At 72.3% G+C, this 15,152-nt stretch carries 15 protein-coding genes; 11 read left to right on the top strand and 4 right to left on the bottom strand.

Annotated elements, in window-relative coordinates:
* Positions 1 to 7: 7 nt before the first annotated feature.
* From HG543_RS15130 to HG543_RS15090, 9 genes are all read left to right on the top strand, one after another.
* Complete coding sequence (locus HG543_RS15130) at positions 8 to 2,131, top strand: PAS domain-containing sensor histidine kinase (protein ID WP_169345466.1); 2,124 nt, start codon at positions 8 to 10, stop codon at positions 2,129 to 2,131.
* Positions 2,128 to 3,489, top strand: a complete 1,362-nt coding sequence (locus HG543_RS15125; protein ID WP_169345460.1) for a sigma-54-dependent transcriptional regulator — start codon at positions 2,128 to 2,130, stop codon at positions 3,487 to 3,489. Before HG543_RS15130 ends, HG543_RS15125 begins: the two co-directional genes overlap by 4 nt.
* Before the next feature lie 97 nt (positions 3,490 to 3,586).
* Positions 3,587 to 3,982: a response regulator gene (locus HG543_RS15120; protein ID WP_169345459.1), complete on the top strand. Its 396-nt coding sequence runs from the start codon at positions 3,587 to 3,589 to the stop codon at positions 3,980 to 3,982.
* Position 3,983: 1 nt separating this feature from the next.
* Positions 3,984 to 5,921 (top strand): OmpA family protein, encoded by a 1,938-nt coding sequence (locus HG543_RS15115; RefSeq protein ID WP_246357029.1) that lies wholly within the window; start codon positions 3,984 to 3,986, stop codon positions 5,919 to 5,921.
* Positions 5,918 to 7,087, top strand: a complete 1,170-nt coding sequence (locus tag HG543_RS15110) for a FecR domain-containing protein (protein ID WP_169345458.1) — start codon at positions 5,918 to 5,920, stop codon at positions 7,085 to 7,087. The genes HG543_RS15115 and HG543_RS15110 overlap by 4 nt, the downstream gene beginning before the upstream one ends.
* Positions 7,088 to 7,098: 11 nt before the next feature.
* Positions 7,099 to 8,547: a CHASE2 domain-containing protein gene (locus tag HG543_RS15105; RefSeq protein ID WP_169345457.1), complete on the top strand. Its 1,449-nt coding sequence runs from the start codon at positions 7,099 to 7,101 to the stop codon at positions 8,545 to 8,547.
* Between the two features lie 102 nt (positions 8,548 to 8,649).
* Positions 8,650 to 10,449 carry a diguanylate cyclase domain-containing protein gene (locus tag HG543_RS56320; protein ID WP_169345456.1) on the top strand — a complete coding sequence of 600 codons (1,800 nt, stop codon included), beginning with the start codon at positions 8,650 to 8,652 and terminating at the stop codon, positions 10,447 to 10,449.
* 23 nt (positions 10,450 to 10,472) lie between these two features.
* The gene (locus HG543_RS15095; RefSeq protein WP_246357028.1) at positions 10,473 to 11,252 is read left to right on the top strand and encodes an aspartyl/asparaginyl beta-hydroxylase domain-containing protein; all 780 of its coding nucleotides are present in this window, start codon (positions 10,473 to 10,475) and stop codon (positions 11,250 to 11,252) included.
* Positions 11,249 to 12,241: a sulfotransferase family protein gene (locus HG543_RS15090; protein ID WP_169345455.1), complete on the top strand. Its 993-nt coding sequence runs from the start codon at positions 11,249 to 11,251 to the stop codon at positions 12,239 to 12,241. Before HG543_RS15095 ends, HG543_RS15090 begins: the two co-directional genes overlap by 4 nt.
* Positions 12,242 to 12,247: 6 nt before the next feature.
* Here HG543_RS15090 and HG543_RS15085 read toward each other — a convergent pair whose 3' ends face one another.
* The 3 genes from HG543_RS15085 to tnpA form a co-directional block, all read right to left on the bottom strand.
* Positions 12,248 to 12,769: an IS66 family transposase zinc-finger binding domain-containing protein gene (locus tag HG543_RS15085; protein ID WP_169345454.1), complete on the bottom strand. Its 522-nt coding sequence runs from the start codon at positions 12,767 to 12,769 to the stop codon at positions 12,248 to 12,250.
* Between the two features lie 46 nt (positions 12,770 to 12,815).
* Positions 12,816 to 13,103: an IS66 family insertion sequence element accessory protein TnpB gene (gene tnpB, locus HG543_RS15080; protein ID WP_211193938.1), complete on the bottom strand. Its 288-nt coding sequence runs from the start codon at positions 13,101 to 13,103 to the stop codon at positions 12,816 to 12,818.
* A 71-nt stretch (positions 13,104 to 13,174) separates the two neighbouring features.
* Entirely contained in the window at positions 13,175 to 13,504 is a 330-nt protein-coding gene (gene tnpA / locus HG543_RS15075; protein ID WP_169345453.1) for an IS66 family insertion sequence element accessory protein TnpA, read from the bottom strand.
* A 69-nt stretch (positions 13,505 to 13,573) separates the two neighbouring features.
* Here tnpA and HG543_RS15070 point away from each other — a divergent pair, with 69 nt between their 5' ends.
* Positions 13,574 to 14,002 carry a hypothetical protein gene (locus HG543_RS15070; RefSeq protein ID WP_169345452.1) on the top strand — a complete coding sequence of 143 codons (429 nt, stop codon included), beginning with the start codon at positions 13,574 to 13,576 and terminating at the stop codon, positions 14,000 to 14,002.
* A complete protein-coding gene (locus HG543_RS15065) occupies positions 13,995 to 14,255 on the top strand; it encodes a helicase HerA domain-containing protein (protein ID WP_169345451.1) in 261 nt (86 codons plus the stop codon). Before HG543_RS15070 ends, HG543_RS15065 begins: the two co-directional genes overlap by 8 nt.
* Here the strand turns inward: HG543_RS15065 and HG543_RS15060 are convergent.
* Positions 14,245 to 15,141, bottom strand: coding sequence for a DUF4145 domain-containing protein (locus HG543_RS15060; RefSeq protein WP_169345450.1), 897 nt, complete (start codon positions 15,139 to 15,141; stop codon positions 14,245 to 14,247). The genes HG543_RS15065 and HG543_RS15060 overlap by 11 nt on opposite strands.
* Positions 15,142 to 15,152: the final 11 nt, after the last annotated feature.

Below are 15,152 nucleotides of genomic sequence, written 5' to 3'. Positions count from 1 at the left end.
CCCCTTCATGACCGAGTCCCCCTCCCGCTCCCAGCTCGCGCTCGCCGTCCTCGCCGCCACGGGCCTCGCCGCCCTCTTCGCGTGGGTCAGCTGGCGCCTGGGCACCGAGAGCGCCCTGTCGCGCGTCTTCCTCCCCTCCGGCCTCGTCCTCGTCACCACCGGCACCCTGGCCCTGCTGTGGGCCCGCGCCCAGGGCCGCGCCCGCCACGAGCGCGAGGCTGTGCTGCGCACCGCCGGCGAGGCCAGCGCCCTGCGCGAGGCCGTCATGGACGTCACCCCCGTGGGCTTCGCCTTCTTCGACCGCGACCTGCGCTACGTCCACGTCAACGCCGCCCTCGCCGCGATGAACGGCCTGCCCGTCTCCCACCACCTCGGCCACCACGTCACCGCGGTGATGCCCGAGTTGGGCCGCCTCCTCGCCCCGCGCCTCCAGCGCGCCCTGGAGACCGACGCCCCCATCCAGGACACCTGCCTCCAGGTGGAGACCCCCGCTGCTCCCGGCGAGCCCCGCGTCTGGTTCGGCTCCTACTCGCGCGTGCGCGGCCCCGGCGGCGAGGTGCTCGGCGTCATCGCCGCCCTCTCCGAACTCACCGAGCGCATGCGCGCCGAGCAGAGCCTCCAGGAACACGAGGGCCGCCTGGACGTCCTCACCCGCTCGCTGCCGGACTACCTCTGGGGCGGCAAGCTGCGCGGCGGCGTGCTGGGCGACTTCTACTGCACCCCCGTCATCGAGCGCACCACCGGCTACCCCGCCTCCGCCTTCACCCGCGCCAGCTCCGACGGAGGGCCCCCGCCCCTCTGGGCCGAGATGATCCACCCCGAGGACCGCGCCCGCTACCGCGCCGCCATCGAGGGGCTCGCCCCCGGCGCCGAGGTGGAGCTGGAGCACCGCCTCATCTGCGCCGACGGCCGCGTGCGCTGGGTCCGCAGCCGCGCCGCCGCCTCCGCCCCGGACGCCCAGGGCGAGCTGCACGTGGGCTGCGTCGTCACCGACGTCACCGACCGGCGCCTCGCGGACGACCTGCGCCAGCGCCTCCATGAGAGCTTCCGCCGCTCCGCCCAGGAATGGCGCCGCACCTTCGACGCCGTCACCTCGCCCCTCATCGTCCTCGGCCCGGACACCACCATCCAGCGCCTCAACGCGGCCGGGCTCGCCCTCTTCGACGGCCTGGACCCGTCCGGCCAGCCGCTGCCCACCGCGCCCATGACGCCGCTGCGCGCCTGCGCCCTGTCCCTCGTCGAGGAGCTGCGCCGCACCCGTGGCAGCGCCACCCGCGAGGTGACGGACCCGCGGTCGCACCGTACCTGGGAGGTGTCCGCGGCGTGGGTGGACGAGGCCGGCGGCGAGGACTCGCGCATCATCCTCGTGGCCACCGAGGTGACGCACCTCCTGGAGCTGCAGGCCAGCCTGCGCCGCAACGAAACCATGGCCGTCATGGGCGCCATCGTCGCCGGCGTGGCCCACGAGGTGCGCAACCCCCTCTTCTCCATCTCCGCGGTGGTGGACGCGGTGGACGCGACGTTCGGCCAGCGCGCGGAGCTCACGCCGTACCTGGACGTGCTGCGCGGCGAGGTGAAGCGCCTCAACCACCTCACGCAGGAGCTGTTCGAGTACGGCCGGCCCACCCGCGGCGAGTGGGTGGAGGGCCCCGTGCGCCCCGTCGTCGAGGACGCCCTGTCCGCGTGCACGCTCGCCGGGGAGCAGGCCGGCGTGGCCGTGGTGCGCGAGCTGGCGCCCCAGCTTCCGCCGGTGCGCATGGACTCGCGGCGGCTGTTCCACGTCTTCCGCAACGTGGTGGAGAACGCCGTGCAGCACTCGCCCCCGGGCAGCACCGTGCGCGTGGCCACCGAGGCCGTGGAGGAGGCGGGCCGCGCCTGGGTGCGCTGCACCGTGCACGACGGCGGGCCCGGCTTCCGCGAGGAGGACCTGCCCCACGTCTTCGAGCCCTTCTTCAGCAAGCGCCGCGGCGGCACCGGCCTGGGCCTGTCCATCGTCCAGCGCATCCTCGAGGAGCACCAGGGCCTCATCCGCCTACGCAATTCCCCTGAGGGCGGCGCGGAAGTCACGTTGCTGCTGCCCGCCGTTTCCTCGCCTCCCGCCTCGCAGCCCGTAGACTCGCTGGCCTCATGACGCGCACCCGAATCCTCCTCGTCGACGACGAGCCCGGCATCCGGCTGGGCATGAGGGGCTACCTCACGGCCCAGGGGTTCGACGTGGACGAGGCCACCTCGCTCGCCGAGGCGCAGGAGGCCTTCCGCACCACGCGCCCGGACGTGGCCGTCGTGGACTACCGCCTCACGGACGGCACCGCGCTGGAGCTGTTGCCGCGCCTCAAGGACATCGACGCCTCGGTGCCGCTGGTGGTCCTCACCGGCCATGGCTCGATTGAGCTGGCGGTGCAGGCCGTGAAGGAAGGCGCCGAGCAGTTCCTCACCAAGCCCGTGGAGCTGAGCGTCCTCAAGGTGGTGCTGGAGCGGCTGGTGGCCCAGCGCCGCGAGCGGCAGCGGCAGCGCGCGGACCGCTCGCGCACCGCGCGCGCCACCGTGAATCCCTTCCTGGGCAACAGCCCCGCCATCCGCGCCCTCCAGTCCCAGGCCGAGCGCGTCGTCCACAGCGACAGCCCGGTGCTCATCACCGGCGAGACGGGCAGCGGCAAGAGCGTGCTCGCCCGCTGGCTGCACGAGGGCGGCCCCCGCGCGGACGCGCCCTTCGTGGACCTCAACTGCGCGGCGCTCTCCAAGGAACTCTTGGACTCGGAGCTGTTCGGCCACGAGAAGGGCGCCTTCACCGGCGCCGTCACCGCCAAGCAGGGCCTCCTGGAGGTCGCCGACCAGGGCACCCTCTTCCTGGACGAGATTGGCGACATGGACGTGGCCGTCCAGCCCAAGCTCCTCAAGGTGCTGGAGGAGCAGCGCTTCCGGCGGCTGGGCGACGTGCGGGACAGGCGCGTGGACGTGCGCCTCATCGCGGCCACGCACCAGGATTTGGGCGCCGCCGCGCGCGAGAAGCGCTTCCGCAGCGACCTCTACTTCCGCATCAGCACCCTCATCCTCCACGTGCCCGCGCTGCGCGAGCGCCCCGAGGACATCCCCGTCATCGCCCGGCGCTTCCTCGCCGACCTCGGCAGCGAGCGCGGCCGCGGCGGCGTGGACCTGCAGCCGGACGCCGAGGCCGCCCTGGTGCGCTACCCCTGGCCCGGCAACATCCGCGAGCTGCGCAACGTGCTGGAGCGCGCCATGCTCCTGTCCGGCGGAGGCCCCCTGTCCCGGGGCGACCTGCGCTTCGAGGCCGTCGCCGATGCCGCCGCCGCCGAGGAGGACCTCACCCTGGAGGAGCTGGAGCGCCGCCACATCGAGCGCGTCCTGCGCCGCGAGAATGGCCACGTGGAGCGCGCCGCCGCCCGCCTCGGCATCCCCCGCTCCTCGCTTTATGAGCGGTTGAAACGTTTGGGCATCAATAAATCCGGATTCCAGAAACCGGATCCGTAAGCTGGACAGGCGGCCAGGGGCGTCCGTGAATCCCCCGGAATTTCCTGGACCCGGTGCCGAGCCGCCTTCTGGCCCCGGGCTTGCTCATGTCCACGGCGTGGCCCAGACCCCCGAGAACCCCCAGAACCTGCTGATTGTCGATGATGAGTCCTCCCTGTGCTGGGTGTTGGGGCAGTTCTTCACCAGCGCGGGCTACCGCGTGGACTCGGCGCGGGCGCTGGACGAGGCGCTGGGGCTGATGACGACGGGCCGGTACGACCTGGTCATCAGCGACCTGCGGCTGAGCGGCACGCAGTCCGAGGAAGGGCTGCTGCTGGCGGACTTCGTGCGCCGCTTCGCGCCGGAGACGCGGGTGGTGCTACTGACGGCCTTCGCCACGCAGGAAATCTCCTCACGGGCCCGGGCGCTCGGCGTGGACCTGGTGCTGCCCAAGCCGCAGCCCCTGCCGGACCTGGCCCGGCACGTCTCCGAACTCCTCACCGCGGCGCGATGACATGACTTGCAACGGTACGCAGGACACCTGGGAAGAGGCCCCCAAGGCCACCGAGCCCGCAGCGGACGGCGCCGGTGAGGCGCCCTCTCCCGACGGGGACGACGACTTCTTCATGCCCACGGGCCCGGGCTCCATCGCCTCGTTCGCGGCGAGGCTGCGCGGGCGGCTGTCGGCGTGGGTGGCCGGGCTGGTGATGGCGGTGGCGCTTCCCGGCGCGGCCCTGGCCCAGCCGATAACGTCCCTGGGCATCGACGTGCAGCAGTACAAGCCGGGGCCGGGCGCGTATGACGTGCTCGCCCTGCACGGCGCGCGCGTGGCGCCGCACCAGGCCTGGAACCTGGGGCTGTCGCTCAACTACGCGGACAACCCGCTCAACGTGGTGAACCCGCGCGAGGACGCGTTCCTCTACCGCGTCGTGGACAGCCAGTTCACGGTGGACTTGATGGGCGCCGTCGCCCTCTTCGACCGGTTGGAGCTGGGCGTGTCGCTGCCCCTCTCCACCACGACGTCCGAGCCGGCCGGCTCCATCTCCCCCACGTTCGCCAACGGCGTGAAGGCCACGGGCGTGGGCGACCTGCGGCTGGTGCCCAAGGTGCGGCTGCTGTCCACCGGCAATGGCCTGCACCTGGCCGTCGCGGCGCCGGTGACGCTGCCCACCTCGGGCGGCTCGAAGTTCCTGGGCGCGGACGACATGACCTTCCAGCCGCGCTTCGTGGCCGAGTGGGCCGGCACGTCCGTGCGCCTGCTGGCCAACGTGGGCCTCAACCTGCGGCCCGAGGTGCTCATGCGCAACCTGCGCGTGGGCAACGAGGTGGCGTACGGCGTGGGCGCGGAGGTGCCGCTGACACAGGCGCTGTCCGCGGAGGCCACGCTGGCGGGCGCGCTGGGCCTGAAGGAGACGGACACCGAGGAGCGCCCGCTGGAGGTGCTCGGCGCGCTGAAGTACCGCTTCCGGCAGGGGCTGAGCGCGCACGTGGGCGCCGGGCCGGGCCTCTCGCGCGGCTATGGCACGCCGGGCTTCCGCGTGCTCGCGGGGCTGTCGTGGGCCTCGTCCGCGCCGGCGGCCGGGACGCCTCGCTCCCCCTTCGCCGCGGCCTGCGCGGCGGGGCCCGAGGACTTCGACGGCTTCCAGGACGACGACGGCTGCCTCGACCCGGACGATGACGGCGACGGCATCCTCGACGGCCCGGACGTGTGCCCCGGCGAGCCGGAGACGTTCAACGGGTACCTGGACGCGGATGGCTGCCCGGACGACCCCGATGCGTGGCAGCCGGTGGCCACCCATGGCCAGCCCGGCGAGGCTCCGGCGCCGCTGGCGCTGCCGCCTCCCCCCGCCGACACGGACGGAGACGGACTGCCGGACGCGGAGGACCGCTGCCCCACCGTGGCCGAGGACGTGGACGGCTTCGAGGACGCGGATGGCTGCCCGGAGACGGACAACGACCAGGACGGGCTGGCGGACGCGGCGGATGCGTGCCCGCTGGAGGCCGAGGTCATCAACGGCGTGAAGGATGAGGACGGGTGCCCGGACGAGGGCGCGTCGCAGGTGCAGGTGACCGGCTCGCGCATCGTCATCCTGGACAAGGTCTACTTCGCCACGGGCCAGGACGTCCTCCTCGAGCGCTCCTTCCCGCTGCTGCGGCAGGTGGTCTCGGTGCTGAAGGCCAATCCCCAGCTGCTGCTGGTGCGCGTGGAGGGCCATACGGACGACCAGGGGGCCGAGGAGAGCAACCTGGACCTGTCGCAGCGCCGCGCCAACACCGTGCGTGCCTTCCTCGTGAAGGAGGGCATCATGCCGGAGCGCCTGGAGGCGGTGGGCCACGGGGAGTCGAAGCCGGTGGACACCAACGCGACGCCGAAGGGGCGTGAGAACAACCGGCGCGTGGAGTTCACCATCGTGAAGGTCGCCGAGCCATCGGCGAAGGGAGGCACGCCGTGAAGCGCGCTGCTGCGTGGATGATGGTGCTGGGGCTCGTGGCCCCCCCCGCCCTGGCGGCGGACACCGGGGAGCCCTGTGGCGGCGTGCGCTTCGAGGGCGGCCGCATCGTGACGGGCCGGCCGCTCGCCCCGAAGGGCCCGGAGACGGAGGCCTGCCTCCAGCACGTGGCGGCGGCGCTCCAGGCGAGGCCGGCCATCCGCTCGGTGACGCTGGCGGCGCGGCTGCCGGACGCGGAGCGGCTGGACGGCCAGGGCATCGCGGTGGCGAAGGCGGCGGCGGAGGTGCTGGTGGCCGCGGGCGTGCCGCGCACGCGGGTGTCGGCGGTGGCGCCTCCGGCCGTGCCGGGCGAGCCCGGGCAGCTTCAGCTCGCCTACGTGGAGCGGCCCGCGCAGCCGGCGGTGGCGCGCGTGCGGGCGGCCAGCGGCGACGTGTCCGCGGGCCCCGCCCAGGCGGAGCTGCGGCCGCGGACGATGGGTGACGCGCTGTACACGGGCGAGCTGCTGCTCACCGGTCCGGGCGCGCACGCGGAGCTGGTGCTCGCGGACGGCAGCACGGTGCGGGTGCTGGCGGACAGCCTGGTGCGGCTGGGCACCCTGGAGCTGATGGCCAACCTGCGGCGCAAGGTGCAGTTGGAGCTGCTGAAGGGCACGGTGGAGACGCGCGTGGCGGCTGGCGGCGATGGCTCCGTCTTCGAGGTGCGCACGCGCGGCGCGGTGGCCGGTGTGCGCGGCACGCAGTTCCGCTTCACGGCGCAGGAGGACGGCGTCACCCGGCTGGAGACGCTGGAGGGCCGGGTGGGGTTCATCGCCAAGAAGGGCGACCTGGACGTCGTCGGGGGCTACGGCTCGCGGGCGCTGCCCGAGGGCCCGCCCGAGCCGCCGCGCCCGCTGCTGGTGGCGCCGACGATGGTGGACCCGCGCGATGGCACCTTCCCGGTGGCGCCGAGGCTGACGTGGGCGTCCGTGAGCGGCGCGCGGAGGTACCGGGTGGAGGTGGCGCGCACGGCGGACTTCGCCGCGGGCGTGCGCACCTACGAGGCCCGCGGCGCGGAGCTGGAGGTGCCGGACCTGGGCGAGGGCAAGTGGTTCTGGCGCGTGCTGGCCGTGGACGCGGACGGCTTCGTCGGCTTCCCCTCGAAGATTTTCGCTTTTGACGTTCGCCCCTGAGTTCCGTCCGCATGAGCCCCCCCGCTGCCACCGAGCCCGTCCGCGCCTCCCACCCGCGACGCCTCACCCTCCTCCGGGCCCTGGGGGCCCTGGTGGGCGTGGCGCTCGCGGGGGTGACCGCGGTGAGGGGCGGCGCGCCCGGCTTCCTGGAGCGCGGCCTCTATGACCAGGCCGTGAGCCGGCTGCTGCCCGAGGTGCCTCGGAGCGCGGACCTGGTGCTGGTGGAGGTGGATGACCGCGCGCTGGCCGCGCTCGGCGAGCGGTGGCCGCTGTCGCGCGCGACGTGGGCCCGGGCCTTCCGAGCCCTGGCGGCGCAGCGGCCCGCGGCCGTGGCCGTGGACATCATCTTCGACCAGCCCGGCTCCCGCGACGCGCTGGAGCTGGGCGAGGACGTGCTGGAGGCCCTGCGCGCTTCCGGCCTCGCGGAGCAGCCCGCGGGCGCGGCGCTCGCGGCGGACCTGGAGGCGAAGCTGCACGCGCGGGACGGCGATGCCCGGCTGGCCGAGGCGCTCTCCGAGGGCGGCGGCGTCATCCTCGGCGCCGCGGCGCTGACGGACGACGTGCCGGCGATGACGCCCCTGGACGACGACGGGGCGCTCGGCACGCCCCTGTCGCTGGCCGGCACCACGCCGCGGCTCCAGGCCCGCTCCATGGCGGGCAGCATCGCCCCGCTGCGCATGGCGGCGCGGGGCAGCGGCACCCTCAACATGCTGGTGGACGGCGACGGCGTCATCCGCCGCTACCCCTACGTGGTGGACGTGGGGGGAAGGACGTGGCCCTCGCTCGCGCTCGCCACCGCGCTGTACCTGATGCCCGAGCGGGCCGAGTCGCTGATGGCCCTGGCGGCCACGGATGAGGGCGCTCCGCTGATGCGGCTGCCCTCGCCGGACTGGATGCCCCGGGTGAGCCTGGCGGACGTGCTGCACGCGGACCCGGGCTCGGTGGGACTGGACCTCGCGCTGCGCGGGAAGACGGTCTTCGTGGGTGTCACCGCGATGGGGCTGCACGGGCAGAGCACGCTGCCGGGACAGGTGGCCGTGCCCGGCGTGGAGATTCACGCCTTCGCGCTGGACAACCTCCGCTCGTACCGGCTGCTGCGCTCGTCCGGACTCGTGGCCGGAGCGGGCGTGCTGGAGACGGCGGTGGTGCTGCTGGCCTTCGCGCTGCTCGGCCGGCGGGCTCGCACGCTTGGCGGGGTGCTGTGGGCGGCGCTGTCGCTGGGGCTCGTGCACCTGGCGCTGGTGGGCTGGCTGGCCGCGGACGTGGGCTGGGTGCTGCCCCTGCTCCCCGCGTGGGCGGGACTGGGGCTGATGCTGGCCGTGGATGCCGTGGCGCGCGGGGAAGAGCTGGGCAGGCAGCGCGATGCCCTCCGGCGCCTGTTCGTCCGCTACCCCCAGGGCGCCTCGGGGTCGCTCGCCGCCCCCGTCCCCCCGGAGCCGCCGCCCGGCAGCGGGCAGTGATTCCGTGTTGTCGTGAAACTCAAGTAACCCGGGGACGGAAAAAGCCTGCCTGCTCGTACGGGGGCTTTGGCAACCGGGTATCCGTGGCAGCATCTCACGGACATGGCCTCGTACGCGCTCATCACCGAGCCCGACCCCGCTCGCGCCGCCGGACTCCTCTCGCTGCTCGCGGCGGAGGGGCTGGAGGGAGCGACGGCGCGTGACGGCGCGGAGGCGCAGGAGGTGGTGCGCCAGCGCGGCGCGCCCACGCTGCTCGTCACGGACCTGGTGCTGCCGCGGGTGGACGGCTTCGCGCTGCTGTCGTGGCTGCGTGAGCGTCCGGACTCCACTGGTACCCGCGTGGTGGTGGTGACGGCCTTCGACGAGCTGCGCGTGCGCGCCTGGCAGCTCAAGGACGTGCTGGGCATCGAGGCGCTGCTGAGCCGCCGGGCCTCGCCGGAGCTGGTGCGGGACACGGTGCGGCGGGTGCTGGCCGGCCAGCGGGCCACCCTCCCCGCTCCGGCCGAGCCGGCGCCCGAGCACGAGCACCAGCGGCTGGCGCGCATCGACGCGATGCGGCTGGTGGACGAAGGGCCGCCGGAGGCGGAGCTGCAGGAGCTGGTCTCCGAGGTGGCGCAGGCGTTCGGCGTGCCGGTGGCGCTGCTGTCGCTGGTGCTGGGAGACCGTCAGTGGTTCAAGGCGCACGTGGGCCTGCCGCCGTCGCTCGCGAAGGCGCGGCAGACGCCGAGGGACTGGTCCTTCTGCCACCACGTGGTGCAGGGCCACGAGTCGCTGGTGGTGCCGGACGCCGCGCGCCACCCGGTGTTTCGCGACAACCCGCTGGTGCGCGATGGCATCGTCGGCAGCTACGCCGGGGCGCCGCTGGTGACGTCCGCCGGCGAGGTGCTGGGCTCGCTGTGCGTCATCGACACACGCCCCCTCGTCCTGGGCGCCGAGGACCTGGCGGCCCTGCGCGAGCTGGCCCGGCGCGTGGCCGGCGACCTGGAGCAGCGGGCCCGCGCGCGGCAGGTGGCGCGGCTCGCCTTGCCGGACGCCGTGCGGGCGGAGCCGTCCCTCACGGAGGCGGCGGCGCTGGCGGTGCTGGCGGACGCGGTGCGCGCGCTGGAGGCGCCCGTGCTGCTGGTGGCGCCCGGACGCCGGCCCCATGCGGGCAACGCGGCGCTGGCGGATGTGCTGGGCCTGCCGCTGGAGCGCCTCTCGGGGCTCACCTTCGAGGCCTTCTGTCAGCACGTGGCGGGGCTGACGGCGGACCCGGCGCTCACGCTGCGGCAGCTGGACCTGGCCTCCGAGTCCTCGCGCGGCTTCCGCCTGACGTTGGCGCTGGAGCGTCCGCGGCCGCGGCGGCTGCGGTGGGTGGCGCGGCCCTTCCCGGTGCCCGGGGGCGTGGCGCAGATGCTGACGCTGTCGGACGTGGGCGGCGCGCCGTCCGCCCGTGACGAGCGGGAGCGGCCATCGCGCGTGGACGCGCTGACGGGGCTGGACACGCGGCGCGTGGGCGAGGAGCGGCTGCTGCGGGAGATTGGCCGCTGCCGGCGGGACGGGGTGCCGTGCGGCGTGCTGCTGGTGGATTGGGTGGAACTCGGCCGGCTCAACGCGGAGCGGGGCTTCGACGCGGGAGACGCCGCGCTCCGGGACGTGGCGCGCCGGCTGGCGGACCTCGTCGGAACGGCGGGCTTCGCGGTGCGCTGGGAGGGCGGGACGCTGCTGGCGGTGCTCCCCGGCGTGGATGCCGCCGGCACGGAGGCCGTGCGTCACCGGCTCCAGGACGGGCCCGGTGCGCCGGAGGTGGTGTCCGCCGCCGTCGAGGTGGAGGGCGAGGAGGACCCACGCGGCACCCTCGCCCGGGCCCAGGCGGCGCTGGCCCGCGCGAAGGCGGCACACCGGGCGACGCGCCTGGGGTGAGGCCGTGCGAGAATGTCGCTCGCATGACCTCGCTCTCCGTGCCCGAACGTCTCCGCCTGCCCCTGCGCTTCGACGCGGCCCGCCTCCAGGAGGAACTGGCGCGACTGCCGCCGGAAGCCTGGGTGCCGCACTTCAACAAACGTGAGTACGAGGGCGAGTGGAGCGGCGTGCCCCTGCGCTCGATAGGGGGCGAGGAGGGACGCATCTACCCGGACCCCACGGGCCGGGAGCGCTACGCGGACACGCCGCTGCTCGCGCGCCACCCCGCCTTTCGCGAGGTGCTGGCCGCGTTCCGGTGCCCCATCGGCTCGGCGAGGCTGCTGAAGCTCGCGGCGGGCGCGCGCATCCGCGAGCACACCGACTACAACCTGGGCTTCGAGGACGGCGAGGTGCGGCTCCACGTGCCCATCGCCACCCACCCGGATGTGGCCTTCTTCCTGTCGGGCCAGCGCGTGGTGATGCGGCCGGGGGAGTGCTGGTACCTCGACTTCAACCGTCCTCACCGCGTGGAGAACCCCACCGACGTGGACCGCGTCCACCTGGTGATGGACTGCGTGGTGGATGACTGGCTGCGCGCCCTTTTCGCCGAGGCCATGGCGCTCCCGGATGACTTCGAGCGGTTCCGCCAGCTCGTGCTGGAGGAACCATTCCTCCAGGAGGCGCTGGAGGCGACAGCGGACACGCGGGCCTTCACCGCGCTGGCGCGGAAGCTCGGCGCCGAGCGGGGCTGCCACTTCACGGACGAGGACGTGCGGGAGGCCCTGCGCGACGCCCGGCGGACGTGGCGGGAGCGGTGGGTATGAGTGGCCCCGTGAGTCTGGACGGCTGGGTGCCCGGACGCATCTACGAGGCCGAGGGCGGGCTGCGCGTGGACTGGTGCCACCTGGGCACGCGGCGCTTCACGGACCCGTTCTTCGACCAGACGCTGGAGCGGCGTTTGGGCCACCCCTTCGCCCTGCTCTTCCGCCATCAAACGTCCCTGGAGACGCTGGTGGAGCGGCACGCGGCGCGGCCGGGGCTGCCTGTGCGCGGGCTCGTCTTCCACATGTCCCGCTGTGGCTCCACGCTGGTGGCGCAGTTGCTCGCGGCGCTGCCCCGGCACATCGTCCTGTCCGAGGCGGGCCCGGTGGACGCGGTGCTGCGGGCGCACCTGCGCGTGCCGGGCGTCACGGACGAGCAGCGCATCGAGTGGCTGCGCGCGGTGGTGGGCGCGCTCGGCCAGCGGCGCCATCCCGAGGAGGAGGCGGTGTTCCTCAAGCTGGACGCGTGGCACGCGCTGGAGCTGCCGCTGCTCCAGCGGGCCTTCCCCGGGGTGCCATGGCTGTTCCTCTACCGGGACCCGGTGGAGGTGATGGCCTCGCACCAGAACCATCGGGGCGCGCACATGCTGCCGGGGATGCTGGAGCCGGCACGGCTCGGCCTGGAGCCGGTGGCGGTGGAGGGCATGCCGTTGGAGGAGTTCGGCGCACGTGTCCTGGCTCGCATCTGCGAGGCGGGGCTGCGCGGCTACCGGGAGCGCCAGGGCCCGGCGCGGCTGGTGAACTACACGCAGCTCCAGACGGACGCCGCCGCCATCGTCACGGACTTCTTCGGCCTGAAGCTCACGGCGGAGGAGGCCGGACACCTGCGCGCCGTCGCGGAGCGCGACGCGAAGAACCCCGTGCTCACCTTCGAGGACGACACGGAGACCAAGGCGCGCCGGGTGACGACGCTGTCACGCGAGCTGGCGGAGCGGTGGATTCGGCCTGTCCACGACGCGCTGGAGGATGAGCGCCTGCGCGCTCGCCCGTGATGTCCATCAAGCCGCTTGGCGCGCTGAGACGCGCCTCCGGCGATGGCCATCAACCAGCCGGATCACCCGACCATTAACAAAGGTGCGCGGCAACACCTGGCCGCACTTGCACCCGAGGACTTCGCGAACGTGCACCTGTCGCTCGAAGCGCGCCGGTATGTACTCGTACACCTCGCTGGTGCGCCCCTTGCCCACCGGCTTCAATTCCTCGCTGCCGCACGCCGGGCAGTGCCGCTCGTCGGCGGGGACGGCGTGCCGAATCTCGCGCGTGGGGCACTCCTGAGCCTTGCGGGCCGCCCGCTCACGGCGCTTCTTCTGGGCCGCCTCGTCGCGCGCGGACTTCGACTCCGCGCTCGTGGCCTCCTCGCGCAGCTCGGCCGCTACCGGCGGCAGGCGCTCGGCCCTTCTGCCGAAGACGTGACGCTCCAGCGCCGCCATCTTCCCCTCCAGCGAAGAGAGGCGCTCCTTGAGCTCCTCGGCTTCTTCGCGCCAGGGGCAGTGATGGTCGAGGGGGAGGACTCGGGGCACCCGGGCTCAACAACCCATCCGGTAGGGCATTCGCCGCGTGACGTGCTCAGCTCCCTGTGCGCCCTGGGGGCATCCAAGCAGGCTGGCGCTTCACCGCGGCGACGTCGATGCCATCCAGCAGCATCGCCAGCTGCGTGGCGTCCAACTGCACCGACTGGGCGTCCGCGCCCACCAGCGGCAGCCGGAAGCGGCCCGTCTCCAGGCGCTTGTAGTAGAGGACGAAGCCGCCCCGGCTGAAGGTGAGAACCTTCACCCGGTCGCCCCTCCGGCTGACGAAGACGAAGAGGTGGCCCGAGTAGACGTCCTCGCTCCATGCGGTGCGCACCAGGGCCATGAGTCAATCAATCGACTTGCGCATGTCCACCGGAGAGGTGGCCAGCAGGATTCGCACCGAGGCCGGTAGCGTCAGCACGCCGTGCGCCCCAGCGCCGCCACCAACCGGGCCACGTAGTCCACGTCGGCGTCCGGGGAGACTCGCACCCGCATGCCGCCGACGAGGACGACCTCCACGCTGCCGGGAGCGCTCGCCGCGGGTGCCCGGCTCACCTGCACCGGCAGCAAGCGCACGGGCGGCTCGGCCACCGCGCTCCCCTGGCGCCGGCGACGGTAGACCCACGACTGCAACGTGCTCAGGCGCAGTCCCCGGCGCCCGGCGAACTCTCGCTGCGTCAGCCCGCTGGCCTCGAACTCCTCAGCGACCCGCAGCCACTCCGGCTTCTCGACTCTCTTCAGCATCCGCCCAGGGATGACCCGCCCTGCTCAGCTCCGCAATGCCCCGCAGACACCCTTCGCCGGACGGATACGGTGCACGCGGGCAAGGACACGGGCGACAAGTGGCTGCGGTCCTTGCTGGAAGATGTCGCCCGCGCGCTGGCCGACGCGAAGCGGGAGCGCGAGGCGGGCCAGGTCCGCGCCAAGAAGGTGCTGGTGGGCGTGGCCAAGGAGTCCGCCCAGCTCGGCGCCGAGGACGCTGTGGCGAGCGGCTTCCACCTTCGCCCCTTCCGCATCTGCGACCAGCGCAACCGCCGGCACGCCCTCTCGTTGACGCTCAACGGCCTGCGTCTCCGGCTCATGGGCGACGCCAACAACCCAGCGTCCCGCAGCCTCCTCACCTACCTCTTCTCGTGCGAGGAGCTGCGCCTTACCGTCGTGCGTGAGGGGGAGCTGGCGGCGACGCTGGGCCGGCCGGCGCTCGTCACCCGGCGGGCACGGAAGGGGGCGCCCCGTGGGTGAGCGGAAGGACATCGAGCTGTCGAAGGACCTGCACCTGCCGCTGGACGCGGTGACGCAGACGTTCGCCTTCCTCGCCCGCCGCGGCGCGGGGAAGACGTACGGCGCCTCTAAGCTGGCCGAGGGGATGCTCGACACAGGCGCCCAGTTGTTGGTTCTGGACCCGGTGGGCGTCTGGCGGGGGCTGCGCCTCGCTGCGGACGGACGCGAAAAGAGCTTCCCACGCCAGCTTCCCACGCCCAGCCTCAGGTCTTGATGTAGTACTGAACCACGTGTGAGCCATTCTTTATGGACACAGTTTTCCCCATGCCCAAGTCAGGGAAAGCGCCGGCTTTGATATCGGCGGTCAACTGCTTCTCCATGGCCGGCAGCGAATTTACGAGCCTTCGGATTGTCTTGCCAAGAATAGACGTAAGCGGCTTTTCATCCCCCGGAGGGAGAGTCTTGATGCTCGCAACAAGCACGCCCTTGAAGTCGTCATATGTATCAATGACCGTCTCTAGGTTGCTCTGAGTTTCCGCGTCGAGTATGTAAATATTTTCAATCAGATGTTCTACGATCTTAAGAACAACCTGAATGGACGCAAGCGACGGGCGCTTGATGTCATGCGCTGCATCATTGCCAAGAAACCTGATGGCATGAAGGCGCTTCTCCTCTAGTTTTGAGATCATGCCTTTCTGGGCAAGGGCATTAATCTTTCGCTGAAGATCTTTGCCGTGGATTTTCTGGTCATTGCATATTGCTTCGATAATGGCGCGAAATCCTATTCCGGCAAGTGTTAGCGCATTCTCTTTTGTTGCATTGATTGTTTCGTTGTAGATATCCCTGACTATTTCGGGGATCGGATGAGGCCAGTATAAATGTGGTTTGAGTCGGTTTTTAAGGAGGCGTGGGTAGACGTTTGTGGTTGTCGAGGGATGAATGTTTCCTTCGTCGTCGACGTACCCTGGCGTTACGTAGTCCTCGGAATGTTGCCTAAATGCAATCGTCTCGCATCCGAGGCATCTTATGATTTGGTAATATATGTACTCTGGATAGTCGTCTCCGCTAGACGGCCCATCCATAGTTTCATGAAGCACTGAATGCCTTGTTTCTCGCTCGCATGATGCGCAGGGAGAGCGGAATGCAGTTGGAGCTGCCATGATATCCCGGT

This window comes from Pyxidicoccus fallax, from assembly GCF_012933655.1.
Taxonomy (GTDB): domain Bacteria; phylum Myxococcota; class Myxococcia; order Myxococcales; family Myxococcaceae; genus Myxococcus; species Myxococcus fallax.
This window is presented reverse-complemented; position numbering and strand designations above follow the sequence as displayed.

Bases quoted from the DNA above. Each gene is read 5' to 3' on its own strand.
- HG543_RS15090 (WP_169345455.1), top strand. From the start codon at position 11,249: ATGAGTGGCCCCGTGAGTCTGGACGGCTGGGTGCCCGGACGCATCTAC.
- HG543_RS15095 (WP_246357028.1), top strand. From the start codon at position 10,473: ATGACCTCGCTCTCCGTGCCCGAACGTCTCCGCCTGCCCCTGCGCTTC.
- HG543_RS15125 (WP_169345460.1), top strand. From the start codon at position 2,128: ATGACGCGCACCCGAATCCTCCTCGTCGACGACGAGCCCGGCATCCGG.
- tnpA (WP_169345453.1), bottom strand. From the start codon at position 13,504: ATGCTGAAGAGAGTCGAGAAGCCGGAGTGGCTGCGGGTCGCTGAGGAG.
- tnpB (WP_211193938.1), bottom strand. From the start codon at position 13,103: ATGGCCCTGGTGCGCACCGCATGGAGCGAGGACGTCTACTCGGGCCAC.
- HG543_RS15060 (WP_169345450.1), bottom strand. From the start codon at position 15,141: ATGGCAGCTCCAACTGCATTCCGCTCTCCCTGCGCATCATGCGAGCGA.
- HG543_RS15115 (WP_246357029.1), top strand. From the start codon at position 3,984: ATGACTTGCAACGGTACGCAGGACACCTGGGAAGAGGCCCCCAAGGCC.
- HG543_RS56320 (WP_169345456.1), top strand. From the start codon at position 8,650: ATGGCCTCGTACGCGCTCATCACCGAGCCCGACCCCGCTCGCGCCGCC.
- HG543_RS15130 (WP_169345466.1), top strand. From the start codon at position 8: ATGACCGAGTCCCCCTCCCGCTCCCAGCTCGCGCTCGCCGTCCTCGCC.
- HG543_RS15105 (WP_169345457.1), top strand. From the start codon at position 7,099: ATGAGCCCCCCCGCTGCCACCGAGCCCGTCCGCGCCTCCCACCCGCGA.